The organism is Streptomyces sp. NPDC096048 (genome assembly GCF_044763415.1).
GTDB lineage: Bacteria > Actinomycetota > Actinomycetes > Streptomycetales > Streptomycetaceae > Streptomyces.
The window spans coordinates 44,619-68,343 of the sequence record NZ_JBIWGG010000006.1; the positions used below are offsets into that span (position 1 = coordinate 44,619).

The following is a 23,725-nucleotide window of genomic DNA, read 5'->3' on the forward strand; positions in this document are numbered from 1 at the left end:
CTGTGGATCACGCCCCCTTGGCCCGGTACCGGCGCATCTTGGCGCGGGCCCCGCACACCTGCATCGAGCACCAGCGTCCGCGTCCGGCCGGGCTGCGGTCGTAGTACGCCCAGTGGCAGTCGGCGGCCTCGCAGGCCTTCAGCCGGTTCCAGGTGCCCGCGACCAGCGCCTCGGCGACGGCGGCGGCGACACGGGCGGGCAGGGAGTCGCCCCCGGCCGGGGCGAGGGCGGCGGACCCGTCGGCCGCGTGGACCGTCACCACCAGCGGGGCCCCGGCCAGCAGCTCGCCGAGCGGGGTCACCGCGCGGTGCGGCGGGTGGCCCGCGTGGGCGAGCAGGGTCGCGCGCAGCGACTCGCGCAGCTCGCGTGCCCCCGGGACGTCGGCCTCCGTCAGGCCGAACCGCGCCCGGCCCTCCGGTGTGTCCAGCGAGTCGGCGCCCGTCTCGATGTCCAGCGTGTTCACCAGGGTCTCGACCAGGTCCAGTCCTCCCGGCGCGGGCGATCTCTCACTCATGCTTGCGACGTTACCGCCCATAGGGCAGCATGCAGTAACCGTTACTGGTTACCCGTACTTTGCCGGTAACCGAAGAAACGCGGACCTCAAGGAGGAAGTCATGGCTGTCGCCGAACTGGGCGTCGTCGTCCTGGACTGTCCCGACCCCCACGCACTGGCCCGCTTCTACGCCGACGTCCTCGGCGGCACCGTCGAGGACAAGAGCGACGACCAGTACGAGTGGGTCGACCTGAACCTGCCCGGCGGGCAGACGCTGGCCTTCCAGGGCTCCCCCGGCCACGTACCGCCGAAGTGGCCCGGGCCCGACGGCGCGCAGCAGTTCCACCTCGACCTCCAGGTGAAAGACCTGGACGCGGCGGAGAAGGCCGTGCTGGAGCTGGGCGCGAGGCCGCTGGACGCGGAGGACCGGGCCCGGACCTTCCGGGTTTACGCGGACCCGGCCGGGCACCCGTTCTGCCTCTGCGCCTGCTGAGCGAGACCCAGACCGACAACACCGGAAGGTTCCCATGGCACCCGTGGCACGTTTGCGTTCCGTCGTCGTCGACTGTCCCGACCCCAGCGAGCTGGCCCGCTTCTACGCGCAGGTCGGCGGCGGCACCCCCGAGGAGCAGGATCCCGACTGGGTGGTGCTCCAGGTACCCGGCGGGCCGAGGCTGTCCTTCCAGCGGGCGCCGGGTCTGACCCCGCCCGAGTGGCCGCGTGCCGACCGCAACGCCCAGCAGTTCCACCTCGACTTCGACGGCGGGGCGACCTGGGAGGAGATGGACGCGGCGCACGAGAAGGTGCTCGCGCTGGGCGCCCGGCCGCTGGACCTGGAGGACCGGGAGAAGAAGGACTTCATGGTGTACGCCGACCCGGCGGGGCATCCGTTCTGCCTGTGCCGGATCGAACACGCGTGACGGTCACCCGTGTCCGTTACCCGTCGAGTTCGGCGATCGTCGCCGTCGAAGGCTCCCGACGCACCTGTGCCGCGCGGGCGGTGAAGGCCGCTCCCCGCAGTACGCGCTGGACGTTGCCCCAGGTCAACAGAGCCACGTCCGACTCGGCCCAGCCGCGTCGCAGCAGCTCGGCGATGAGCCGGGGGTAGCAGGAGGCGTCCCCGAGCTCCAGCGGGTGGGCGGTGCCCGCGTCGTAGGTGCCGGACAGGCCGACGCTCTGCGGGCCGGCCACCGTGCGGACGTGGTCGAGGTGGTCGGCGACGTCCCGGACGGTCGGGCCGGTCTGCTCGGCGGTCAGCGGCACCATGCACAGGCCCCCGGCCGCGCCCAGCTCGACGAGCAGGTCGTCGGGGAGGTTGGCGGGGTGCGGACGCAGGGCGCGGGCGGCGGAGCGGGTGCACAGCGCCGGCGCCTTGGAGACGGCGAAGGTACGGCGGATGGTCTCGGCGGAGGCGCCGGAGAGGTCGGTGACGACGCCGAGCCGGTTCATCTCGCGGACGACCTCCTCCCCGAAGCGGGTCAGCCCCGTCTCGCTCGCCCAGGTCGCCCCGGTCAGCGTGACCACGCGCAGGCCGAGGGCGTGCAGGGAGCGCAGGATGCCGAGGCGGTCCCCGAGGGCGGCGGCGCCGGCGGGGCCGGGCAGCACGGCGACCCGGCCGCAGTTGCGGGCGTCGATGACCTGCCCGGCGTCGTACGCCAGGCGCAGCCCCTCCTGATGGGCCCGGACGACCATCTTGACCAGGTCCAGCTGCTCCAGGGTGGTACCGACGGCCCGGTCCCCGTCGACGGCGTCGGGCAGGTGCAGCGACCAGAACAACGCCCCCACATGGCCCTCGCGGAGCCGGGGCACGTCGGTGTCGACGGCGCTCTCGCCGAGCTCCAGGTCGTACCAGGGCAGGTGCTTGAGCGCCCAGGGCAGGCCGCTGTAACCGTCGGCGACGGGGTGCGCGGCCAGCACCGCGTGCGCCCGGGTGAGCGGCTCGTCGTCGGGGTCGGACACGGGCGCGTAGGGCTCCGGCGGGAAGGCCTCCGCGGCAGGCGGCACGGACAGGTCGACGAGCCCGCCGGCCTCGGTGCTGGTGTGCAGGTCGTCCTGGAGGTCTGCCATGGCGGGCTCCGTACGGTCGTCGTGCGTTACCGTCACCGTCGCACGGGGCGGAAAGGCCTTCCTGGTGGGTGGGGCGTTCGGGGGTACGCCGCTCAGTTCCGGGCCGCCGCCTCGATGACCTCGTCCAGGGTGTCCCGGGAGCGGAGCAGGTCGGCGATCATCCGGTCGATGCGGGCACGCTCGGCGGTGAGGTCGGCGACCAGCTTCGGCGAGGCGGCGGCCGAGGGGCCGCCGTCCCCGTCCCGCATGCAGGGCAGGAGCTGCGCGATCTTGGCGCTGCACAGGCCGGCCGCGTACAGCTCCTGGATCCGGACGACCCGGTCGACGGCCGCCTCCGCGTACTCGCGGTGCCCGCCGGGCGTGCGCTCGGCCGCGAGCAGGCCCTGCTTCTCGTAGTACCGCAGCGAGCGCTCACTGACGTTCGTGCGCCGGGCGAGTTCACCGATCCGCATGCGTACGTCTCCTCACCGGGTCTCCGGAGCTTGATTCTGACATCAGTGTCAGGTTCTACCGTACGGGCATGTCGCACACAACAGAGCTCTTCGCGTCCGCTCCGCTCGGCCCGCTCACCCTCCCCAACCGTCTGGTGATGGCCCCTCTAACCCTCCCCCAGCTCTGAACGAGCCGGGGGGACCCCCATCGCGCGGAGGCCGACGGCACCCCGACCCCGCTCATGGCCACCTACTACGCCCAGCGCGCCTCCGCCGGACTGATCGTCGCCGAGGCGGCGACGCCGAACGCGGTCGGGCAGACCTACCCGAACATCACCGCCGTCCACAGCGCGCGGCACATGGCGGGCTGGCGGCAGGTCACCGACGCGGTACGGGAGACGGGCGGGCGGATGTTCCTCCAGCTCCAGCACGGCGGCCGGGTCGGGCATCCCGCGACCAGCGGGCTGACGCCCGTCGCGCCCTCGCCGGTGCCGCTCCCCGGGACGGTCTTCACGCCGGAAGGGCACCGTCCGGCCGTCGTCCCGAGGGAGATGGGCGAGGAGGACATCCGCACCACCGTCGCCGACTTCGCGCGGGCCGCCCGCAACGCGCTCGACGCCGGGTTCGAGGGCGTGGAGGTGCACTCCGCCAACGGCCACCTCCTGCACCAGTTCCTGGCCGCCAACACCAACCGCCGCACCGACGGCTACGGCGGACCGGTCGCCGCGCGGATCCGGTTCACGGCCGAGGTGGTCGAGGCCGTCGCCGCCGGGATCGGCGCCGAGCGGGTGGGCCTGCGGGTCTCCCCCGGCAACACCGTCAACGGCATCGCGGAGGGCGGGACCGAGGAGATCTACCCGGCGCTCACCGAGCGGCTCGGCGGGCTCGGGCTCGCGGATCTGCACCTGGTGTACGCCGACCCGGACGCCCCGGTGTTCCGGAAGATCCGCGCCGGGTGGCCCGGGGTGCTGATCGCCAACCCGGTGCTGGGCGAGGAGCTCTCCACGGACGCCGTGCGCCGCGCCTCCGAGCGGCTGCTGGCCGCCGGGGCCGACCTGATCGCCCTGGGCCGGCCGTTCCTCGCCAACCCCGACCTGGTGGAGCGGCTGCGGCTCGGCGCGCCGCTGAACCCGGTACGGGACCGGTACTTCATGTACGTGGGCGGGGCGACCGGCTACACCGACTACCCCGCCCTCGGTGACGGGACCGCTCAGCCGTCCAGTGCTTCGAGTGTGGCGTTGGACGGTCCCCGCGTCTCCTGAAGCCCCCGGGCCACGTCCTCCGCGGCGCCCAGCACCCGTACCGCGTTCTTCCAGGTCAGCTTGGCCAGGTCGGCCTGGGACCAGCCGCGGTCGAGCAGCTCGGCGATCAGGTTCGGGTAGCCGGACACGTCGTCCAGGCCGTCGGGTGTGAAGGCGGTGCCGTCGTAGTCGCCGCCGATGCCGAGGTGGTCGACGCCGGCGACCTCGCGCATGTGGTCGAGGTGGTCGGCGACCGTGGACACCGTGGCGACCGGGCGCGGGGTGCCCTCCTCGAAGGCACGGTGGATCTTCATCGCCTCGGCGCTGGTGTCCAGGGGGTGGAAGCCGTGCGCCCGCATGTTGTCGTCCGCGGCGGCCGTCCAGTCCACGGCCGCCTGGAGCACGAACTTCGGCACGAACGTCACCATCGCCATGCCGCCGCCCGCGGCCATCCGCTCCAGCACGTCGTCCGGGATGTTGCGCGGGTGGTCGCAGACCGCCCGCGCGGAGGAGTGGGAGAAGATCACCGGCGCGGTGGAGGTGTCCAGCGCGTCGCGCATCGTCGTCGCCGCCACGTGCGAGAGGTCGACCAGCATGCCCTCGCGGTTCATCTCCCGCACGACCTCGCGGCCGAAGGCCGACAGGCCGCCGACGGCGGGCTCGTCGGTCGCCGAGTCCGCCCACGCCACGTTGTCGTTGTGGGTGAGGGTCATGTAGCGCACGCCGAGCGCGTACAGCGCGCGGAGCGTGGCGAGCGAGTCGTCGATGGAGTGGCCGCCCTCGGCGCCCATCAGCGAGGCGATGCGGCCCTCGGCGCGCGCGGCCTCCATGTCGGCGGCGGTCAGCGCGGCCCGCAGCTCCCCGGGGTGGCGGTCGATCAGCCGCCGTACGCAGTCGATCTGCTCCAGCGTCGCGGTCACCGCGCCCGGCAGGTCCGAGCGGACGTACACCGACCAGTACTGCGCGCCGACGCCGCCGGAGCGCAGCCGGGCGAGGTCGGTGTGCAGGTGGGCGGACTGGTCGGCGGCGATGTCACGGGCGTCGAGGTCGTAGCGGACCTGCTCGCGCAGCGCCCAGGGCAGGTCGTTGTGGCCGTCGACGACGGGGAACTCGCGCAGCAGCTCCCGGGCCCGGTCGAGGGAGGTCACCGGCCTCACTTCCCGAAGCCGAAGGCCGCGGAGCCCTCGACCTTGCTACGCAGCCGCTTGCCCTTCTCGGTGGCCTGGTCGTTCAGCTCCTGCTGGAACTCGCGCATCCGGCCCAGCAGCTCCTCGTCGTGGGCGGCGAGCATCCGCGCGGCCAGGAGACCCGCGTTGCGGGCGCCGCCGACCGAGACGGTGGCGACGGGGACACCGGCCGGCATCTGCACGATGGACAGGAGGCTGTCCATGCCGTCCAGGTACTTCAGCGGCACCGGCACGCCGATGACGGGCAGCGGGGTGACCGAGGCGAGCATGCCGGGCAGGTGGGCGGCGCCCCCGGCCCCGGCGATGATCGCCTTCAGCCCGCGTCCGGCCGCCTGCTCGCCGTAGGCGATCATCTCGTGCGGCATGCGGTGCGCGGAGACGACGTCGACCTCGTAGGGGATCTCGAACTCGTCGAGCGCCTTGGCGGCGGCCTCCATCACGGGCCAGTCGGAGTCCGACCCCATGACGATGCCGACGACTGGACCGACCGGGCTGGCCTGGCTCATTCGGTGATCGTCCCTCTCAGGTATCCGGCAGCGTGACGGGCGCGCTCCAGCACGTCGTCCAGGTCGTCGCCGTAGGTGTTGACGTGACCCACCTTGCGGCCGGGCTTCACGTCCTTGCCATACATGTGGATCTTCAGCTGGGGGTCGCGGGCCATGCAGTGCAGGTACGCGGAGTACATGTCCGGGTAGTCGCCGCCGAGGACGTTGACCATGACCGTCCACTCGGCGCGCGGGCGCGGGTCGCCGAGGGGCAGGTCGAGGACCGCGCGGACGTGGTTGGCGAACTGCGACGTGATCGCGCCGTCCATCGTCCAGTGGCCGGAGTTGTGCGGGCGCATCGCCAGTTCGTTGACGAGGATGCGGCCGTCGCGGGTCTGGAACAGCTCGACGGCGAGGTGGCCGACGACGTCCAGTTCCTTGGCGATGCTGAGCGCCATCTCCTCGGCCCTGAGCGCCAGCGTCCCGTCCAGGCCGGGGGCGGGCGCGATCACCGTGTCGCAGACGCCCTTGACCTGCCGGGACTCGACGACGGGATACGCCACCGCCTGGCCGTGCGGGGAGCGGACCACGTTGGCGGCCAGCTCGCGGACGAAGTCGACCTTCTCCTCCGCCAGCACGGGCACACCGGCGCGGAAGGGCTCGGCGGCCTCCGCCACGGAGTCCACGACCCACACGCCCTTGCCGTCGTACCCGCCGCGCACGGTCTTGAGGACGACGGGGAAACCGTCCCCCTCGTCCGCGAAGGCGGCCACGTCGGCCGGATCGCTCACGATCCGGTGCCGTGGGCAGGGCACGCCGATCGCGTCGAGCTTCGCGCGCATCACGCCCTTGTCCTGGGCGTGCACGAGCGCGTCGGGGCCCGGGCGCACGGGGATGCCGTCCGCCTCCAGGGCCCTGAGGTGCTCGGTCGGCACGTGCTCGTGATCGAAGGTGATCACGTCACAGCCGCGCGCGAACTCGCGCAGCGTGTCCAGATCGCGATAGTCGCCGATGACGACTTCGTTCACGACCTGCGCCGCGGAGTCCTGAGGGGTGTCACTGAGGAGCTTGAACCTGATGCCCAGCGGGATGCCCGACTCGTGTGTCATACGAGCGAGCTGGCCACCGCCGACCATACCGACTACGGGGAACGTCACACCCCTAGCGTATCGGCCGCGCGAGGCCCACCTGTTTACCGGCCGTTTCCCCGGGGACACGGCCCCCCTTTCCCGTCGCCCCGCGTCCGTCCGCAGGAAGATCGCACGTCCGGGTGGTTAGCATGAACGGATTGACGCCAACCGATGGACGGGGGCCTGCACGACCATGGGACATGGTTCCTCGGGTGCTCATACGGCTCCCCCCACACCCCCGGCATCCCCGGCGCCCCGCGGCGCGGTCCGGGAGCGGATCGGCCGGCTGGCCCGTGAGGTCGTGAAGTTCGGCGCGGTGGGCGGCGCGGGGGTCCTGGTCAACCTGCTCGTCTTCAACCTGATGCGGCACGCGACCGACCTCGCGGTGGTGCGGGCGAGCATCATCGCGACCGTCTTCGCGATCGTCTTCAACTACCTGGGCTTCCGCTACTTCACCTACCGGGACCGCGACAAGGGCCGCCGGACCCGCGAGATGTCACTGTTCCTGCTGTTCAGCGCGGTCGGACTGGTGATCGAGAACGGCGTGCTCTACACGGCGACGTACGGCTTCGGCTGGGACAGCCCGTTGCAGAGCAACATCTTCAAGTTCCTCGGCATCGGCATCGGCACGCTGTTCCGCTTCTGGTCGTACCGCACCTGGGTCTTCCGGGCGCTGCCGGCCCGCGAGCCGGTGACGCGGGCGGAGACCTTCCTGGAGCACGAGCAGCCGACGGCGGTGCGCACCGCGGACGGCACCCCGGCCGCCCACCGCTGACGGCGGCCGGGCCCTGCCCGCGCGGGCGCCTAGCGCACCGTCTGCCCCGAGTCCCCGGACGACTTCTTCGACGGCGGTGTGCGCGACAGGAACAGGCCGAACACCGGAGGACGGCCCTGGAGCAGCTCCAGCCGGCCGCCGTCCGCCTCGGCCAGGTCGCGGGCGACGGCCAGGCCGATGCCCGTCGAGTTCCGCCCGCTGATCGCGCGCTCGAAGATCCGCGCCCCCAGGTCGCCCGGGACGCCGGCCCCCTCGTCGGTGACCTCGACCACCGCCTGGTTGCCGGTCACCCGGGTCCGCAGGGCCACCGTGCCGCCCCCGTGCATCAGCGAGTTCTCGATCAGCGCGGCCAGCACCTGCGCCACCGCGCCCGGGGTGCCCACGGCCGTCAGATGCCGTTTGCCGGAACTGACGATCGCCCGCCCCTCGCTGCGGTAGGCGGGACGCCACTCCGCGATCTGCTGCTGGATGACGTCGTCCAGCTCGAAGGTGACGGCGGAGCCGCTGCGCGGGTCGCGGGAGTTCGTCAGCAGCCGGTCCACGACGTCCGTCAGCCGCTCCACCTGCGACAGCGCGATCGCCGCCTCGTCCTTCACCGTCTCCAGTTCCTCGGTGAGGGTGATCTCCTCCAGCCGCATGGACAGCGCGGTCAGCGGTGTACGCAGCTGGTGGGAGGCGTCGGCGGCCAGGCGGCGCTCGGCGGTGAGCATCCGGGCGATGCGCTCGGCGGAGGAGTCCAGCACGTCCGCGACCCGGTCCAGCTCGGGGACGCCGTAGCGCTTGTGCCTCGGGCGCGGGTCGCCGGAGCCGAGGCGTTCGGCGGTCTCGGCGAGGTCGGTGAGCGGGGAGGCGAGGCGGTTGGCCTGCCGGATCGCCAGCAGCACCGCGGCGATCACCGCGAGCAGCGCCACCAGACCGATGATCAGCAGGGTCCGGCCGACCTCGCGGGTCACCGAGGAACTCGGCTCCTCGACGAGGACCGTCTCGCCCTCCTCGCCGGTGGCCCTGCCCCGGATGACCTCACCGGTCGGCCGGCTGCCGACCTCGATGACCGGCTTGCCGGGGATGCGGATCTCGGCGTACCGGGCGTCCCGGACCTGCTCCCGGAGGAACTTCGCGTCGACGGACCCCGCCCCGAGCAGCCGGCTGTCCACGATGCTGGCCAGCCGCACCGCCTCCAGGTCGACCCGTTCCTGGGCGGAGTTACTGATCGTCCGGGTTTCGACGATCACGAGGGAGACGCCGAAAACGGCGATCACGACGAGCACCACGGCGAGCGTGGACTGGATCAGTCGACGGCGCATGTCCTCTTACCCGGGCAGGCCCCGAGAGCTTCTCGGTGGCTCAGTTCTTCTCGAAACGGAAACCCACGCCGCGCACGGTGGCGATGTAGCGGGGGTTGGCCGCGTCGTCCCCCAGCTTCTTGCGCAGCCAGGAGATGTGCATGTCGAGGGTCTTGGTCGACGACCACCAGGTGGTGTCCCAGACCTCGCGCATCAGCTGGTCGCGGGTGACGACCCGGCCGGCGTCGCGCACCAGCACCCGCAGCAGGTCGAACTCCTTGGCGGTGAGCTGGAGCTCCTCCTCGCCCATCCAGGCCCGGTGCGACTCGACGTCGATACGCACACCGTGCGTGGCGGCCGGCTGCGGGGGCTCGACGGCACCGCGCCGCAGCAGGGCGCGGACCCGGGCGAGCAGCTCGGCGAGGCGGAACGGCTTGGTGACGTAGTCGTCGGCGCCCGCGTCCAGACCGACGACGGTGTCCACCTCGTCGGCGCGCGCGGTCAGGATCAGGATCGGCACGGCGTGGCCCTCGGACCGCAGCCGGCGGGCGACCTCCAGCCCGTCCATGCCCGGCAGGCCCAGGTCCAGCACGACCAGGTCGATGGCGCCCTGCAGCCCGGCGTCGAGTGCGGTGGGTCCGTCCTCACGCACCTCGACCTCGTACCCTTCCCGGCGCAGTGCGCGGGCCAGCGGCTCCGAGATGGACGCGTCGTCCTCGGCGAGCAGTACACGGGTCATGAGCTGATGGTAGTCCGCCCGGAGCAGCGCCCGGGGCGTGGTGGCCCCGAGGCTCTCTTACCTATGGACAAGCCGGGCACCCGCCGCGCGACCTGCCCGTCCGACCCCCCGCCGACCCCTCACCGACCCGCTGTGCGAACCTGCGGCAGTGGGGTGTCATTGTGTGATGGACCTTCGAAAGATCGTTCGCGGTTCCTTTATTACCTGTGATCCGCGTCTCAAGTCCTTCCATACCGGGCGGTGTCCTGCCGTATGGTGAATCAGCGCCTGTAGCACCCAGGGGACCTTTGGCGACAGTTCGATGCTGAAGGTCTCTTTTGTGTGCGGGTCGGCCCCCACGGCCGGCCTTGAAAGGAATGACCTGTGGCCGGGCCTCACCGCGTGCAGTGACGCGCGCAGAGGCGTGGATCCCGGTGGTCGCCGTCCACCGCTTCGCAATCCGGAGCGGAATCCCTCGGGCGTGGGGTGGGCGGACGAAGGCCGCCGGTGCCGGCTGCCCCCCACCGGGCGCGCATCGCCTCGTGAGCGCGTCCCGACCAGCAAGGATCGACCATGGCGTCCAGCCTGACGAAGGACTCGGTCTCTCCGGGCACCCCCGGTTCCGAGAAGACCTTCTTCGGCCACCCCCGCGGACTGGCCACTCTCTTCATGACCGAGATGTGGGAGCGTTTCTCCTACTACGGCATGAGGGCTCTGCTCCCGCTGTACCTGGTGGCCCCCGGCGGTCTCGGCATGAACGCCGGCACCGCGACCGCGATCTACTCGGTGTACCTCTCGCTGGTGTACTTGCTCACGATGCCGGGCGGCTGGTTCGGCGACCGTGTCTGGGGACCCCGCAAGACCGTCGCCGTCGCCGGTGGCATCATCATGCTCGGCCACCTCACGCTGGCGCTGCCCTCCTCGGGCACGTTCTTCGCGGGCCTCGGCCTGGTCGCCATCGGTTCCGGCCTGCTGAAGGCCAACATCTCGACGATGGTCGGCCAGCTCTACGACGGCCCCGACGACCCGCGCCGCGACGGTGGCTTCACCGTCTTCTACATGGGCATCAACCTCGGTGCCTTCGCGGCGCCGCTGATCATCGGCACCATCGGTGAGAACGTCAACTGGCACCTGGGCTTCGCACTCGCCGCGGTCGGCATGGGCCTGGGCGTGATCCAGTTCCTGCTCGGCAGCCGCCACCTGGCCCCGCACTCCAGCGTGGTCCCGAAGCCCCTGTCGGTGGAGGAGAAGACCTCCACCCTGCGCAAGGCCGCGTTCTGGGCCGCGCTCGCCCTGGTCTTCTACGCGATCGTCGGCTTCTCCGGGAACTACACCCTGAACTGGATCCTGGTCCCGCTGACCCTGCTCGGCGTGATCATCCCGGTGCTGGTCCTGACCCGCATCAAGCGCGACAAGGCCCTGGACCGCGCCGAGCAGTCCAAGATGTCGGCGTACATCTGGTTCTTCGTCGCCGCGGCCGTCTTCTGGATGATCTACGACCAGGGCGGCTCGACCCTGGCGATCTTCGCCGACTCCTCCACCGACACCAGCGTCCTCGGCTGGGAGTTCCCGGTCTCCTGGTTCCAGTCGGTCAACCCGGTCATCATCATGGCCCTGGCCCCGGTCTTCGCCACGGTGTGGCTGGCGCTCGCCCGCCGCGGCAAGGAGCCGAGCACGATCGTGAAGTTCTCGTTCGGCCTGGTGCTGGTCGGCGCGTCCTTCTTCCTCTTCCTGGCCCCGCTGGCCATCGCGGACGGCGGTCACAAGGCGGCCGCGCTGTGGCTGGTGGCGATCTACTTCGTCCAGACCTGCGGTGAGCTGATGCTCTCCCCGGTGGGCCTGTCGGTCACCACGAAGATGGCGCCCGTGAAGTACGCCTCGCAGATGATGGGCGTCTGGTTCCTGGCCGTCACCGCCGGTGACGCCACGACCGGCCTGCTCTCCATCGCCGGCGTCGACCTCAACAAGACGGGCATCGTCGCCGCGGAGGCCGCCCTGGCCGTCCTCGCCGGTGTCGCGATCTGGATGTACCGCAAGCGCGTGAAGGAACTCATGGGCGACGTCCGCTGAGGCCTGCCGGCCTGGCGGTTCCTGCCTGCGGAGGGTCATCGCATCCCGAGGGATGCGGTGGCCCTCCGGGCGTTTCGGGGGCGCGGGGCGAGGGCTGGGGGGACAGGCGGGGCACAGGGCGACGGGCGCGGCCTGGGACGGCACAGAGCGCGACGCAGGGCGGTGCAAGGGGGTGCAGGGGGTGCCAGGGGGGGTGAGGGCTGCACGGGCGCAGGAGGTCGGAGTTGCCGCGCGGTGCAGGGCTCAGGGCGGTGCAGAAGCCTTGAGGCTGCGGGGACGGGACGGCGCAGGGCCCAGTTCTCGCAGGGGTGCAGGGGACGCGGTCCCCGCCGGGGTCCGGGGCGGAGCCCCGGGGACGTCGGCCTCCCGGCCCACCGAGTCGGACGGGCGGGTGGGAAAGACCGCGAAGACTACGCCGGTGCCCCCAGTTCCGCCCATACCCGCTTGCCCGCGACCCCGGGCGTACGCACCACGCCCCAGTCCAGGCACAGCCGCTGCACGATGAACATGCCGTGACCACCGGGACGCCCCGCCCGGTGCGGGGTCCGCGGCGTCGGCTGACCCGTACCGCGGTCGGAGACCTCCAGCCGGATCACCTTCTTCTCGCAGGTGATCCACAGCTCGTCCGGCCCCTCGGCGTGCAGGCACGCGTTGGTGACCAGCTCGGAGACCACGAGCAGTACGTCCTCGGCGGCGGCCCGCTGGTCCGCGGTGGCGGAGGGCAACCAGCCCCAGGCGTACAGCGCCTGGCGGGTGAAGTCACGAGCGAGCGGGACCACCCCGCTCTGGTCGTCGAAGCTCAGCCTGCGCCCCTGCCGCCCACCGTCACCGGCGGCCGCGGCCTCGGACGGAGACGAGGAAGGAGCCGGGGACGAGGAAGAGACCGGGGACGAGGAAGAGGCCGGGGACGAGGAAGGGGCCGGGGACGGCGGCACGGCCGCCCCGATCACGGCGGCCTGCCCCGCGGGCACGCCCCCCTCGGGCTCCCCGGTCCCGGGCACGCCCCCCTCGGACGCCCCGGAAGCGCCGCTGGGCTCCGGACCGCGGTCGCCCGGCGAGTAGGGCCGGGTGGTGCTCATCAGCGCTTCACCTCACCGATTCACCAGTTCACGTTTTCAAAGTCGTACGTCGTACACAGTCAGCTCTGGGTGTCTCCTGCCCGACCGACCCGTCCGAACACCCCTGTATTCGGCACGAAACACGGGACGGGGCGAAAACGCCTGTCCCAGGCAGCACACGAGACCCTCCGTCGGCCGGACAAGGACGGCTCAGTCGGTCTCGTCGGCCAAGGCGGCCTCAAGGGTGTCATGGAGGGTGAAGACCGCTTCGGCCCCCGTGATCTCGAACACGCGAGCCACCACGGGCTGCATGGCCACCAGATGCACACCGCCCCCCGCGGCCTCCGCCTTCAACCGCGCGCCGAGCAGGACGTTGAGTCCCGTGGAGTCGCAGAACTCCAGACGCGAACAGTCGACGACAAGCCGGTTGAATCCCTTGGCGAGACAGTCCTCCAGCGGCTCGCGCAACAGCTCGGCGGTGTGGTGATCCAACTCACCCGCCGGTGTCACGACGGCACTGGGGCCCTCTTCCCGCACTTCCACCAGAAGCCGGCCCGACTGGGCACTACCGACCGTCCCGCGGTCCATGCCGTTTCTCTCTCCCGAGGTCGTGACTGCCTGCTGACGCCCCCGAACACTACGCCTTCCCACCGCACTCCGACACCCGAACAACCGCACACAAACGGACATACCCGCTCAGAACACACTTGCGGTGGGCTCGGTAAACCCGGTAGGGCTAGTAGGACACGTAAACCGACACGGCCGGCTTTGGAGGCGCCGCACACCGCAGTGCACGTATTTGGCTTCGGCAGCCGTATGCCGAGAACGATGGAGGACATCATGTCACCCCGGCTCGACGGATCGCGTACCCAAGAAGCGACGTCGACACTCCCTCCGGAACATCTGGATCCCATCGAGCATCACGACGCGGTCGTCGACCACGACGGCGTACTCGCCGGGCTTCCGGACATCCCCGCTTACGACGAGGTTGCTCCGGCGGACGCCCGGGCCCTGTCCAAGACCCTCTTCGAGCGGCTTGAGTCGCTGGAGGAAGGCACCCACGAGCACGCGTACGTACGCAACACGCTCGTCGAGCTCAACCTCGCCCTGGTCAAGTTCGCGGCCTCCCGCTTCCGCTCCCGCAGCGAGCCGATGGAGGACATCATCCAGGTCGGCACGATCGGCCTGATCAAGGCGATCGACCGCTTCGAGATGTCCCGCGGTGTGGAGTTCCCCACATTCGCGATGCCGACCATCATCGGCGAGATCAAGCGCTTCTTCCGCGACACCTCGTGGTCCGTGCGCGTCCCGCGCCGCCTCCAGGAGCTGCGGCTCGACCTGGCCAAGGCCGGCGACGAGCTGGCCCAGCGGCTGGACCGCGCGCCCACGGTGAGCGAACTGGCCGAGCACCTCGGCCTGACCAAGGACGAGGTCGTCGAGGGCATGGCGGCGTCCAACGCCTACACCGCCTCCTCGCTGGACGCCCAGCCGGAGGAGGACGACGCGGAGGGCGCGCTGGCCGACCGCATCGGCTACGAGGACCACGGGCTCGAGGGCATCGAGTACGTCGAGTCGCTGAAGCCGCTGATCGCCGAACTTCCGTCCCGGGACCGCAAGATCCTCTCGCTCCGCTTCGTCGCCGGCATGACCCAGTCGGAGATCGGCGAGGAACTCGGCATCTCCCAGATGCACGTCTCGCGCCTGCTGTCGCGGACACTCGTACGGCTGCGCAAGGGGCTCACGGTCGAGGAGTAGTCCTCGCCGGGTGACGCTTGCCCTCCAGGGGGGCGGTCCGAAGTCGGGCCGCCCCCCTTCGGGTTGTGCGCGCCGCTTCCGGTACGGACCATCGCCCTCGCCCGGAACAGCCCCCGGAACAGCCGCCGGTTACCCACGGAAACCTCTTTCCTCGCGGGCCCCGTTCCACCACTATGAGGCACCCCGCAAACTGGCCGGTACGTCAGGACCGGCACCGTGGAGTCGCGGGGTGCGAGGAGGCGGACGGATGGCTCGGGGCGACGGGACCGACGGTGGCGCCCAGGCCGGCGAGGAGATGTACGCCGGCGCGTCCGACGCGCGGCTGTCCGAACTGCTGCGCGCCGACACACCCACCGCCTATCCGGCGCTCCAGGAACTCCGCGCACGGCATCAGCCCTCGGTGCTCGCCTACGCCCGCCTGTGCGCGGCCGGCGAGTCCACGGCACGGCAACTGGCCGCGCGCGCCTTCGCACTGGCGGCCCGTCAGGCCGCCCGCGGCACCGACGCCGGTGGGCCGTGGCGGCACCGACTCCTGCTCCTGACCGGTGAGACCGCGGCCGAGTGGGCGGCCGACGAACGCTCCGCCGGACTCGACGCCGGACTGCTCCTCGTGCTGAACACGGCGGGCACCGGCTGCCCGGTCCCGCCCATGCTCGCGGCCTTCCGTTCCCTGCCGCCCCGCGCCCAGGGCATGATCTGGTACGGAGTGGTGGACCGGGAGCCCGCCGACCGGACGGCCGCACTGCTCGGCCTCGGCCGCCAGGACGTCACGTACGGCACACAGCCCGCGCTCCAGGCACTGGCGCAGGCCTGTCTGCGGTCCCGGCTGGCCGCCTCCGAGGACCCGCGCTGTGTGGGCTTCCGGCGCCTCATCGAGGAGTCGGTACGGCCCGACACGCCCCGGGACAGCGCCGACCTGCGCGCCCACATGACGCACTGCCCGCACTGCACGGCGGCGCACGAGGAGCTGTGCACCCTGCGGGACGCCCCGCGCACGGCCCTGGCCGAGGGCCTGCTGCCGTGGGCGGGCACGGCGTACGCGGCGCGGGGAGCGGACGAGCCGGGCGGCGTCGCCCCGCCGGCGATGTCCGGGCCCTGGCCGCCGTCACGCCGCTTCGCGCTGGCCTCGGCGGCCCTGGGCGTGGCCCTGGCGCCGCTGCTCCTCCTGGTGCTGTCGCCGGACGACCCGCCGTCCCGGCCGGCGGCGAACGCGTCGTCACGTCCCCCCGCCGGGCCACCGCCGGTGACGGTGACGGCGACCGTCCCGGCTACGCCGTCCTCCCCCACGCCGTCGCCGTCGCCCTCCGCGTCGTCGAAGGCCCCCGCGCCGAAGCCGAGTCCGACGCCCTCGCGCACCGCGCGGCCGTCGCCGACGCCGTCCACGCCGTCGTACCGGGCGCCGGGCGGGACGTACGCCCAGGTGGTGAACGTCGCCTCGGGCCGGTGCCTGGACATCGACGGCGGCATGGAGAAGGGCACGGACGTCGTCACGGCGCCCTGCACCTCGTCCCACACCCAGCTGTGGCGGGTCGACGCCGGGCGCGGGGTGGTCCAGTCGTACGCCGACGAGGACTACTGCCTGGACAGCCGCGGCTCCGTGGAGAAGGGCGTCGGCGTCTGGGAGTGCGACTCGGTCGACGGACGCAACGGCCGGAACCTCCGCTTCTCGGTGGACGCGCGGGGGGTGATCCGCCCCGGCATCGCCCCGGACCGCGCGGTGACGCCGGGCGGGGGCGACGCGGTGGTCCTCGTCGGGACGGGGTCGGGGCGGACGGACCAGCGGTGGCGCGCCGGGGCCTCCTGAGCGGTTCGGGCGGGAGTCCGGGCGGCGGTCAGACCACGCGTACGCCGCGCCGCCAGACCTCGCTGACCAGCGGGACGCCGGGCCGGTAGGCCAGGTGGACGTGGCTCGGGGCGTCGAGGAGGGTCAGGTCGGCGTACGCGCCCGGGGTGAGGCGGCCGATGTCGTCGCGGCGCAGGGCGGCCGCGCCGCCCGCGGTGGCCGACCAGACCGCCTCGTCGGGGGTCATCCCCATGTCCCGTACGGCGAGCGCGACGCAGAACGGCACGGAGGACGTGAAGGACGAGCCGGGGTTGCAGTCGGTGGACAGCGCGACCGTGGCACCGGCGTCGATGAGGCGCCGGGCGTCCGGCCACTCGGCGCGGGTGGAGAACTCGGCGCCGGGGAGCAGGGTGGCGACCGTGCGGCTGCCGGCGAGGGCGTCCACGTCGGCGTCGGTGAGATGGGTGCAGTGGTCGGCGCTGGCGGCGTCGAGTTCGACCGCCAGCTGGACGCCGGGGCCGTAGGAGAGCTGGTTGGCGTGGATGCGCGGGTGCAGGCCCTTGGCCCGGCCGGCGGTGAGGATCGCGCGGGCCTGGTCGCCGTCGAAGGCGCCCTTCTCGCAGAACACGTCGATCCAGCGGGCGTGCGGGGCGCAGGCGTCGAGCATCTCGCCGGTGACGAGGGCGACGTAGGCGGCCGGGTCGTCGGCGAGTTCGGGGGCGACGATGTGGGCGCCGAGGAAGGTGACCTCGTCGGTGTGGCGGGCGGCGACGCGCAGGGCGCGGGACTCGTCGGCGGTGGTCAGGCCGTAGCCGGACTTGGTCTCGAAGGTGGTGGTGCCCTGGCGCAGGGCCTCTTCGAGGTAACGGGTGAGGCCCGCCTCCAGTTCCGCGTCGCTCGCGGCGCGGGTGGCGGCGACGGTGGTGCGGATGCCGCCGGCGCTGTAGGGGCGGCCGGACATGCGGGCGTTGAACTCCTCGGTGCGGTCGCCGCCGAAGAGGAGGTGGGAGTGGGAGTCGACGAAGCCGGGGAGGACCGCCCGGCCGCCGGCGTCGACCCGGTTGTCAGTGGCGGGTGCTTTGCTTGATTCACCGGTCCACGCGACGCGGTCGCCGTCGATGACGACGGCCGCGTCCCGGACCAGTCCGAGGGGGGAGTTGTCACCGAGGGAGGGGTCGTTGGTGACCAGCGCGGCGATGTTGGTGATGACGGTGCTGCTGCTCATGGTGTCCGTGACGTCCTCGTGGGAGCGGGGGCGGGGGCGGGTGTTCGTCGCTATGCGCGCAGGGCTTCGACGGCCCGCGCCAGGGTCTGCGGCACATCGGGTACGAGGGTGTGCGCCCCGTCGCGTACGACGTGCCGGCCGCCCACGATCGTGTGCCGTACGTCCGCTGCCGTCGCGGCGAATACGGCCGTCTCGGCGCCGAGCCTGGGCAGCGGCCCCGCTGTTCTGACCGAGTCGAGGGCGACCGTGGTGAGGTCGGCGCGGGCCCCGGCCTCGATGGTCCCGACGTCGCCCCAGCCGAGGGCGGCGTGGCCGTCGGCGGTGGCGGCGCGCAGCAGGGCGGCGGCCGTCCAGTGGCCGCGGGTGCGGGTGCGCAGGCGCTCGTTCAGCTCCATGGCGCGCGCCTCCTCCAGCAGGTCGACGACGGCGTGGCTGTCGGAGCCGAGGGAGAGCGGGGAGCCCGCCCGCTGGAGGGCGGCCGCGGGGCCGATGCCGTCGGCGAGGTCGCGTTCCGTGGTGGGGCACATGCAGGTGCCGGTGCGGCTGCCGCCGAGCAGGGCGACGTCCTCGTCGGTGAGGTGGGTGTTGTGAACGCCGGTGGTGCGGGGTCCGAGCACGCCGTGGTCGGCGAGGAGCCGGGTGGGTGTGCGGCCGTGGGCGTCGCGGCAGGCGTCGTTCTCGGCGGTCTGCTCGGACAGGTGCACATGCAGCGGGGCCCGCCTCTCCTCGGCCCAGCGCGCCACGGTCGCCAACTGGCCGGCGGGCACGGCCCGTACGGAGTGGATCGCCGCCCCGATCCGTGCGTGATCCCGTTCCTTGAGGACTGAACAGCGTTCCGCCCAGGCGTCCGCCGTCCCGTCGGAGAAGCGGCGCTGGTGGGTGTTCGGGGGCTGCCCGAAGCCGGCGGACAGGTAACAGGTGTCGAGGAGGGTGATGCGGATGCCGGCTTCGGAGGCGGCCTCGATGAGGGCCTCGCCCATCGCGTTGGGGTCGGCGTAGGGGGTGCCGCCGGGGGCGTGGTGGACGTAGTGGAACTCGCCGACGGCGGTGATGCCGGCGAGCGCCATCTCGGCGTACACCGCGCGGGCGAGGTCGTGGTACGTCTCGGGGGTCAGCCGGTCGGCGACGGAGTACATGACCTCGCGCCAGGTCCAGAAGGTGCCGGAGCCGACCTGGACGGTGCCGCGCAGGGCGCGGTGGAAGGCGTGCGAGTGGGCGTTCGCCAGTCCCGGGAGGGTCAGTCCGCGCAGGACCTCGGTGCCGGGCGGCGGGGCGGGGGTGTCCTGGCGGACGGCGGTGATGCGGCCGTCGTGCACGTCGAGGGCGACGCCCGGCTCGACGTGGGTGCCGAGCCAGGCGTGCTCCAGCCAGTACGTCCGCTTGGTGGGGGTCACGTGCGGGCCAGCCCTTCCAATACGTCGGCGAGTGCGCTCACCCCGGCCACGCAGTCGTCCTCGGCGGCGTACTCGGCCGGGGAGTGCGAGACGCCGGTGGGGTTGCGCACGAACAGCATGGCGGTCGGGATGCGTCCGGAGAGGATTCCGGCGTCGTGTCCGGCGCCGGTGCCGAGGACGGGGACCGCGAGTTCCGTGGTGCTGCCGAGGATGCGGGCGAGTTCGTCGCGCAGGGCGTGGTCGAACTCGACGACGGGGGTGAAGGACTCGCGTACGACGTCGAGGTCGACGCCGTGGGCGGCGGCGTACTCACGGGCGGCCTTCTCCACCCCGCCGACCACGGTGTCCAGGCTTTCCTGGTCGGCGGCGCGGGAGTCGAGCCAGCCGCGCACGAGGGACGGGATGGCGTTGACGCCGTTGGGCTCGACGGTGATCTTGCCGAAGGTGGCGACGGCACCGGCGAGTTCCGCCTCGCGGCGGGCGGCGAGCACGGTCTCGGCGTAGGAGAGCATGGGGTCGCGCCGGTCGGCGAGGCGGGTGGTGCCGGCGTGGTTGGCCTCGCCCCGGAAGTCGAAGCGCCAGCGTCCGTGCGGCCAGATGGCGGACGCGATGCCGATCCGGTCGCCGGACAGGTCGAGGGCGCGGCCCTGTTCGACGTGGAGTTCCACGAAGGCGCCGATGCGGGCCAGCCGCTCGGGGTCGGGGCCGATGGTGTCCGGGTCGAACCCGGCGGCCTCCATGGCCCGCGGGAGCGTGATGCCGTCGCCGTCGGTGAGGCGGTGGGCCTGCTCGGCGGTGAGCGCGCCCGCGGTGAGCCGGGAGCCGACGCAGGCGAGGCCGAAGCGGGCGCCCTCCTCGTCGCCGAAGTTGACGATGCCCAGCGGCCGGGTGAGCCGCGCTCCCCTCCCGCGCAGTTCGTCCAGGGCCGCGAAGGCGGAGACGACACCGAGGGGCCCGTCGAAGGCGCCGCCGTCGGGCACGGAGTCGAGGTGGGATCCGGTGACGACGGCGTTCCCGGCGGCGGGGTCGCCGAGCCAGGCCCACTGGTTGCCGTTGCGGTCGGTCTCGTAGGTCAGCCCGCGGGCCTCGGCCTGCTCCCGGAACCAGGCCCGGCAGTCGGTGTCGGCGCCGGTCCAGGCGTAGCGGCGGTAGCCGCCGGAGGCGGAGCCGCGGCCGACCGGCAGCAGCTCCGCCCACATGCTGTGGAAGCTCACGCGTCGTCACCCTCGCGGGTCTCGGCGCCCTCGCGTGTCCCGTCACCCTCGCGCATCGGCACCCGCACGTCCCGTTCGGCGGCCACCGATTCCGCGATGTCGTACCCGGCGTCGACGTGCCGGATGACGCCCATGCCGGGGTCGTTGGTGAGCACCCGGCGGATCTTCTCGCCGGCCAGTGCGGTGCCGTCGGCGACCGTGACCTGCCCGGCGTGGATGGAGCGGCCCATGCCGACGCCACCGCCGTGGTGGAGGGAGACCCAGGAGGCGCCGGAGGCCACGTTGACCATGGCGTTGAGCAGGGGCCAGTCGGCGATGGCGTCGGAGCCGTCGAGCATGGCCTCGGTCTCGCGGTACGGGGAGGCGACGGAGCCGCAGTCGAGGTGGTCGCGGCCGATGACGATCGGGGCGGACAGCTCACCGCTCGCGACCATGTCGTTGAACCGCTCACCCGCCTTGTCGCGCTCGCCGTAGCCGAGCCAGCAGATGCGGGCGGGCAGGCCCTGGAAGTGGACCCGCTCCCCCGCCATCTTGATCCAGCGGGCCAGGGACTCGTTCTCCGGGAAGAGGTCGAGGATCGCCTTGTCGGTCCGGGCGATGTCGGCGGGGTCGCCGGACAGGGCGGCCCAGCGGAAGGGGCCCTTGCCCTCGCAGAACAGCGGGCGGATGTAAGCGGGGACGAAGCCGGGGAAGGCGAAGGCCCGGTCGTATCCGGCGAGCTGGGCCTCGCCGCGGATGGAGTTGCCGTAGTCGAAGACCTCGGCGCCGGCGTCCTGGAAGCCGACCATGGCCTCGACGTGCCGGGCCATGGACTCGCGGGCCCGGGTGGTGAAGCCGGCCGGGTCCTTGGCGGCGGCGTCGGCCATGTCCTCGAAGGCGATGCCGGTGGGCAGGTAGGCCAGGGGGTCGTGGGCCGAGGTCTGGTCGGTGACGATGTCGATGGGGGCGCCCATGGCGAGCAGCCGCGGGACGAGGTCGGCGGCGTTGCCGAGGACGCCGATGGACAGCGGCTCGCGCCGGTCCCGGGCCTCGGTGGCCAACTGGAGGGCGTGGTCGGGGGAGTCGGCCTTGACGTCGAGGTAGCGGTGCTCGATGCGGCGGTCGATGGCGCGCGGGTCGCAGTCGATACAGATGGCGACGCCGTCGTTCATGGTGACCGCGAGGGGCTGGGCGCCGCCCATGCCGCCGAGGCCGGCGGTGAGGGTGATGGTCCCGGCGAGGGTGCCGCCGAACTGCTTCGCGGCGACGGCGGCGAAGGTCTCGTAGGTGCCCTGGAGGATGCCCTGGGTGCCGATGTAGATCCAGGAGCCGGCCGTCATCTGCCCGTACATGGTGAGGCCGAGCTGCTCCAGGCGGCGGAACTCCTCCCAGTTCGCCCAGTCGCCGACGAGGTTGGAGTTGGCGATGAGGACGCGCGGGGCCCACTCGTGGGTCTGCATGACGCCGACCGGGCGGCCCGACTGGACGAGCATCGTCTCGTCCTGCTTGAGGGTCCTCAGGGTGCGGACCATGGCGTCGAAGGAGCGCCAGTCGCGGGCGGCCTTGCCGGTGCCGCCGTAGACGACGAGCTTGTCGGGGTGCTCGGCGACCTCGGGGTCGAGGTTGTTCTGCAGCATCCGCAGGGCGGCCTCCTGCTGCCAGCCCAGGGCACTCGGCGTCGTACCGCGTGGCGCTCGGACAGGACGAGGGGGCGGACCGGAGGGCCTCGGTTGAGGGCTGTGGCGGGAGACGGGCGGGCGGGGTCCGGACATGGTCTGCCTCCTGGTGGCTTGCTCCCGGCGGATTGTTACTGCGGATATTCATATCCTCGTCTTGTGAATAGAACTAGTCAATACGTCCGTGTCCCGGCACGAACGCGTCGCGGGTGTTTGGCTGGATGTGCGGGGCAGGCAACGAGACAGGTCGGCGGGCGACGAGGGGTCGGAGGACCACGTGAGTGACGGCACGAGCATGAGCGGCGGCGGTCCCGGCGGCACGGGCACTGGCGGTGGCCGCGGCGGCTCCGACGCGGAGCGGGCGGCGCGGCGGGACGAGGCGGTGCGGGCGGCCGTGGAGCAGGGGCTGCTCGGGACGGACGCCCCGATCCTCGGACTGCTGGACGTGGCCGGGATACGGGAGTCGGCGGCGGCGCTGCGGGCCGCGTTCGAGGCGGTGACGGCACCCGGGACGCCCGTGCTGCACGCCTTCGCGGTGAAGGCGACCCCGCTGGTCCCGGTGCTGCGGCTGCTGCACGAGGAGGGCATCGGCGCGGAGGTCGCGAGCCCGGGTGAGGTGGCGCTGGCACGGGCGGCGGGGGTGCCGCCGGAGCGGACGGTGCTGGACTCGCCCGCCAAGACGCCGGCCGAGCTGCGGGAGGCGCTGGCGCTGGGCATCGCGGTGAACGCGGACAACCCGCAGGAGCTGGCGCGCCTCGACGGTCTGATGGCCGGGGGGACGAGCCGCTCTCCGCTCGGCATCCGGGTCAACCCGCAGGTCGGCGGGGGTTCCATCGAGGCGCTGTCGACGGCGACGGCGACCTCGAAGTTCGGGGTGGCGCTGCGCGACGAGGGGGCGCGCGAGTGGGTGGTGCGGGCGTATCTGGACCGGCCGTGGCTGACCCGGCTGCACGCGCACACCGGGTCGCAGGGCATCCCGTTGGCGCTGATGACCGAGGGCGTGGCCGAGACGTACGCGCTCGCCGAGGAGATCAACGAGCGGGCCGGGCGCCGGCAGGTCGACACGCTCGACATCGGCGGCGGGCTGCCGGTGAACTTCGCGTCGGACGAGACGACTCCGACGTACGCCGAGTACGCGCGTGTGCTGCGCGAGGCGGTGCCGGGGCTGTTCGACGGGCGGTACGGGCTGGTCACCGAGTTCGGGCGGTCGCTGCTGGCCAAGCACGGCACGGTGGTGGCGCGCGTGGAGTACGCCAAGAGCGCCGGGGGTCGGCCGGTCGCGGTGACGCACGCGGGCGTGCAGGTCGCCACGCGGACGGTGTACGCGCCGGGGGCGTGGCCGCTGCGGATCGCCGCGTACGACGGCAAGGGGCTGCCGAAGGAGGGGCCCGCCGTGGTGCAGGACGTGGCCGGACCGGCGTGCTTCGCGGGGGACCTGCTGGCGACGGGGCGGGCGCTGCCGCTGCTGGAGCAGGGGGACTACGCGGCGGCGCTGGACACGGGGGCGTACTACTTCGCGCATCACTACGCGTACAACTCGCTCGCGCGTCCGGGGGTGTACGGGTTCGGGACGGACGGTTCCGGGAGCGTCACCTTCGCGACCGTGCGGGAGGCCCAGTCGGTGGCGGAGATAGTGGCGGAGGCGGGCGGGGCGCACGCGGACGCGCTGACGTCACCGTCCGGGTCATGACGCGGCCGAGGTGACACCCTCCAGGGCACGGGAAACCGCGCGACCAGCCACGACACGCCGACACCCGACGG

General features: G+C 72.6%; 22 protein-coding genes. 8 read left to right on the top strand and 14 right to left on the bottom strand.

Features of this window, described 5'->3' with window-relative positions; translation table 11 throughout:
• Positions 1-7: 7 nt before the first annotated feature.
• Positions 8-514 (bottom strand): CGNR zinc finger domain-containing protein, encoded by a 507-nt coding sequence (locus tag ACIQ6R_RS17350; protein ID WP_404175332.1) that lies wholly within the window; start codon positions 512-514, stop codon positions 8-10.
• Positions 515-614: 100 nt separating this feature from the next.
• Here ACIQ6R_RS17350 and ACIQ6R_RS17355 point away from each other — a divergent pair, with 100 nt between their 5' ends.
• Together ACIQ6R_RS17355 and ACIQ6R_RS17360 are read left to right on the top strand one after the other, a co-directional pair.
• Positions 615-986: a VOC family protein gene (locus ACIQ6R_RS17355; RefSeq protein ID WP_404175334.1), complete on the top strand. Its 372-nt coding sequence runs from the start codon at positions 615-617 to the stop codon at positions 984-986.
• 34 nt (positions 987-1,020) lie between these two features.
• The gene (locus ACIQ6R_RS17360) at positions 1,021-1,413 is read left to right on the top strand and encodes a VOC family protein (RefSeq protein WP_404222239.1); all 393 of its coding nucleotides are present in this window, start codon (positions 1,021-1,023) and stop codon (positions 1,411-1,413) included.
• A gap of 16 nt (positions 1,414-1,429) precedes the next feature.
• Here the strand turns inward: ACIQ6R_RS17360 and ACIQ6R_RS17365 are convergent, their stop codons facing one another.
• Positions 1,430-2,560, bottom strand: coding sequence for a dipeptidase (locus ACIQ6R_RS17365; RefSeq protein ID WP_404222242.1), 1,131 nt, complete (start codon positions 2,558-2,560; stop codon positions 1,430-1,432).
• 92 nt (positions 2,561-2,652) lie between these two features.
• Positions 2,653-3,012, bottom strand: coding sequence for a MerR family transcriptional regulator (locus ACIQ6R_RS17370; protein WP_404175342.1), 360 nt, complete (start codon positions 3,010-3,012; stop codon positions 2,653-2,655).
• Between the two features lie 221 nt (positions 3,013-3,233).
• Here ACIQ6R_RS17370 and ACIQ6R_RS17375 point away from each other — a divergent pair, with 221 nt between their 5' ends.
• On the top strand, positions 3,234-4,253 hold the full coding sequence (locus tag ACIQ6R_RS17375; RefSeq protein WP_404222245.1) for an alkene reductase: 1,020 nt from the start codon (positions 3,234-3,236) through the stop codon (positions 4,251-4,253).
• Here the strand turns inward: ACIQ6R_RS17375 and ACIQ6R_RS17380 are convergent.
• The 3 genes from ACIQ6R_RS17380 to ACIQ6R_RS17390 are packed head-to-tail and all read right to left on the bottom strand — an operon-like array spanning position 4,202 to position 7,061.
• The gene (locus tag ACIQ6R_RS17380; protein WP_404175347.1) at positions 4,202-5,380 is read right to left on the bottom strand and encodes a dipeptidase; all 1,179 of its coding nucleotides are present in this window, start codon (positions 5,378-5,380) and stop codon (positions 4,202-4,204) included. The genes ACIQ6R_RS17375 and ACIQ6R_RS17380 overlap by 52 nt on opposite strands.
• 5 nt (positions 5,381-5,385) lie before the next feature.
• On the bottom strand, positions 5,386-5,925 hold the full coding sequence (gene purE, locus ACIQ6R_RS17385; RefSeq protein WP_404222247.1) for a 5-(carboxyamino)imidazole ribonucleotide mutase: 540 nt from the start codon (positions 5,923-5,925) through the stop codon (positions 5,386-5,388).
• The gene (locus ACIQ6R_RS17390) at positions 5,922-7,061 is read right to left on the bottom strand and encodes a 5-(carboxyamino)imidazole ribonucleotide synthase (RefSeq protein ID WP_404222249.1); all 1,140 of its coding nucleotides are present in this window, start codon (positions 7,059-7,061) and stop codon (positions 5,922-5,924) included. The genes purE and ACIQ6R_RS17390 overlap by 4 nt, the downstream gene beginning before the upstream one ends.
• 166 nt (positions 7,062-7,227) lie before the next feature.
• On the opposite strand from ACIQ6R_RS17390, the gene ACIQ6R_RS17395 reads away from it, so the two are divergent.
• Entirely contained in the window at positions 7,228-7,809 is a 582-nt protein-coding gene (locus ACIQ6R_RS17395; RefSeq protein WP_404222251.1) for a GtrA family protein, read from the top strand.
• Between the two features lie 29 nt (positions 7,810-7,838).
• Here the strand turns inward: ACIQ6R_RS17395 and draK are convergent, their stop codons facing one another.
• Both draK and ACIQ6R_RS17405 read right to left on the bottom strand, forming a co-directional pair.
• The gene (draK, locus tag ACIQ6R_RS17400) at positions 7,839-9,113 is read right to left on the bottom strand and encodes a two-component system sensor histidine kinase DraK (protein WP_404175359.1); all 1,275 of its coding nucleotides are present in this window, start codon (positions 9,111-9,113) and stop codon (positions 7,839-7,841) included.
• A 40-nt stretch (positions 9,114-9,153) separates the two neighbouring features.
• Positions 9,154-9,831: a response regulator transcription factor gene (locus tag ACIQ6R_RS17405; RefSeq protein ID WP_121747436.1), complete on the bottom strand. Its 678-nt coding sequence runs from the start codon at positions 9,829-9,831 to the stop codon at positions 9,154-9,156.
• Positions 9,832-10,383: 552 nt separating this feature from the next.
• Here ACIQ6R_RS17405 and ACIQ6R_RS17410 point away from each other — a divergent pair.
• Positions 10,384-11,880: an MFS transporter gene (locus tag ACIQ6R_RS17410; RefSeq protein ID WP_404222253.1), complete on the top strand. Its 1,497-nt coding sequence runs from the start codon at positions 10,384-10,386 to the stop codon at positions 11,878-11,880.
• Between the two features lie 410 nt (positions 11,881-12,290).
• Here ACIQ6R_RS17410 and ACIQ6R_RS17415 read toward each other — a convergent pair whose 3' ends face one another.
• Both ACIQ6R_RS17415 and ACIQ6R_RS17420 read right to left on the bottom strand, forming a co-directional pair.
• Positions 12,291-12,959: an ATP-binding protein gene (locus ACIQ6R_RS17415; RefSeq protein ID WP_404222255.1), complete on the bottom strand. Its 669-nt coding sequence runs from the start codon at positions 12,957-12,959 to the stop codon at positions 12,291-12,293.
• A 189-nt stretch (positions 12,960-13,148) separates the two neighbouring features.
• Positions 13,149-13,526: an STAS domain-containing protein gene (locus tag ACIQ6R_RS17420; RefSeq protein ID WP_404175368.1), complete on the bottom strand. Its 378-nt coding sequence runs from the start codon at positions 13,524-13,526 to the stop codon at positions 13,149-13,151.
• A 252-nt stretch (positions 13,527-13,778) separates the two neighbouring features.
• Between ACIQ6R_RS17420 and ACIQ6R_RS17425 the strand changes: the two genes are divergently transcribed.
• Positions 13,779-14,693 carry an RNA polymerase sigma factor SigF gene (locus ACIQ6R_RS17425; RefSeq protein ID WP_404222257.1) on the top strand — a complete coding sequence of 305 codons (915 nt, stop codon included), beginning with the start codon at positions 13,779-13,781 and terminating at the stop codon, positions 14,691-14,693.
• 247 nt (positions 14,694-14,940) lie between these two features.
• A complete protein-coding gene (locus ACIQ6R_RS17430; protein ID WP_404222259.1) occupies positions 14,941-16,497 on the top strand; it encodes an RICIN domain-containing protein in 1,557 nt (518 codons plus the stop codon).
• A gap of 28 nt (positions 16,498-16,525) precedes the next feature.
• On the opposite strand, the gene hutI is transcribed toward ACIQ6R_RS17430, so the two are convergent.
• The 4 genes from hutI to hutU are packed head-to-tail and all read right to left on the bottom strand — an operon-like array spanning position 16,526 to position 22,060.
• Positions 16,526-17,701: an imidazolonepropionase gene (hutI, locus tag ACIQ6R_RS17435; RefSeq protein ID WP_404175377.1), complete on the bottom strand. Its 1,176-nt coding sequence runs from the start codon at positions 17,699-17,701 to the stop codon at positions 16,526-16,528.
• Positions 17,702-17,751: 50 nt separating this feature from the next.
• A complete protein-coding gene (locus ACIQ6R_RS17440; protein ID WP_404222261.1) occupies positions 17,752-19,095 on the bottom strand; it encodes a formimidoylglutamate deiminase in 1,344 nt (447 codons plus the stop codon).
• A complete protein-coding gene (locus tag ACIQ6R_RS17445; protein WP_404222263.1) occupies positions 19,092-20,309 on the bottom strand; it encodes an allantoate amidohydrolase in 1,218 nt (405 codons plus the stop codon). The genes ACIQ6R_RS17440 and ACIQ6R_RS17445 overlap by 4 nt, the downstream gene beginning before the upstream one ends.
• The gene (gene hutU, locus ACIQ6R_RS17450) at positions 20,306-22,060 is read right to left on the bottom strand and encodes a urocanate hydratase (protein WP_404222265.1); all 1,755 of its coding nucleotides are present in this window, start codon (positions 22,058-22,060) and stop codon (positions 20,306-20,308) included. Before hutU ends, ACIQ6R_RS17445 begins: the two co-directional genes overlap by 4 nt.
• Positions 22,061-22,259: 199 nt before the next feature.
• Between hutU and ACIQ6R_RS17455 the strand changes: the two genes are divergently transcribed.
• Complete coding sequence (locus ACIQ6R_RS17455; RefSeq protein WP_404222671.1) at positions 22,260-23,654, top strand: diaminopimelate decarboxylase; 1,395 nt, start codon at positions 22,260-22,262, stop codon at positions 23,652-23,654.
• The last annotated feature ends 71 nt before the right edge of the window (positions 23,655-23,725 follow it).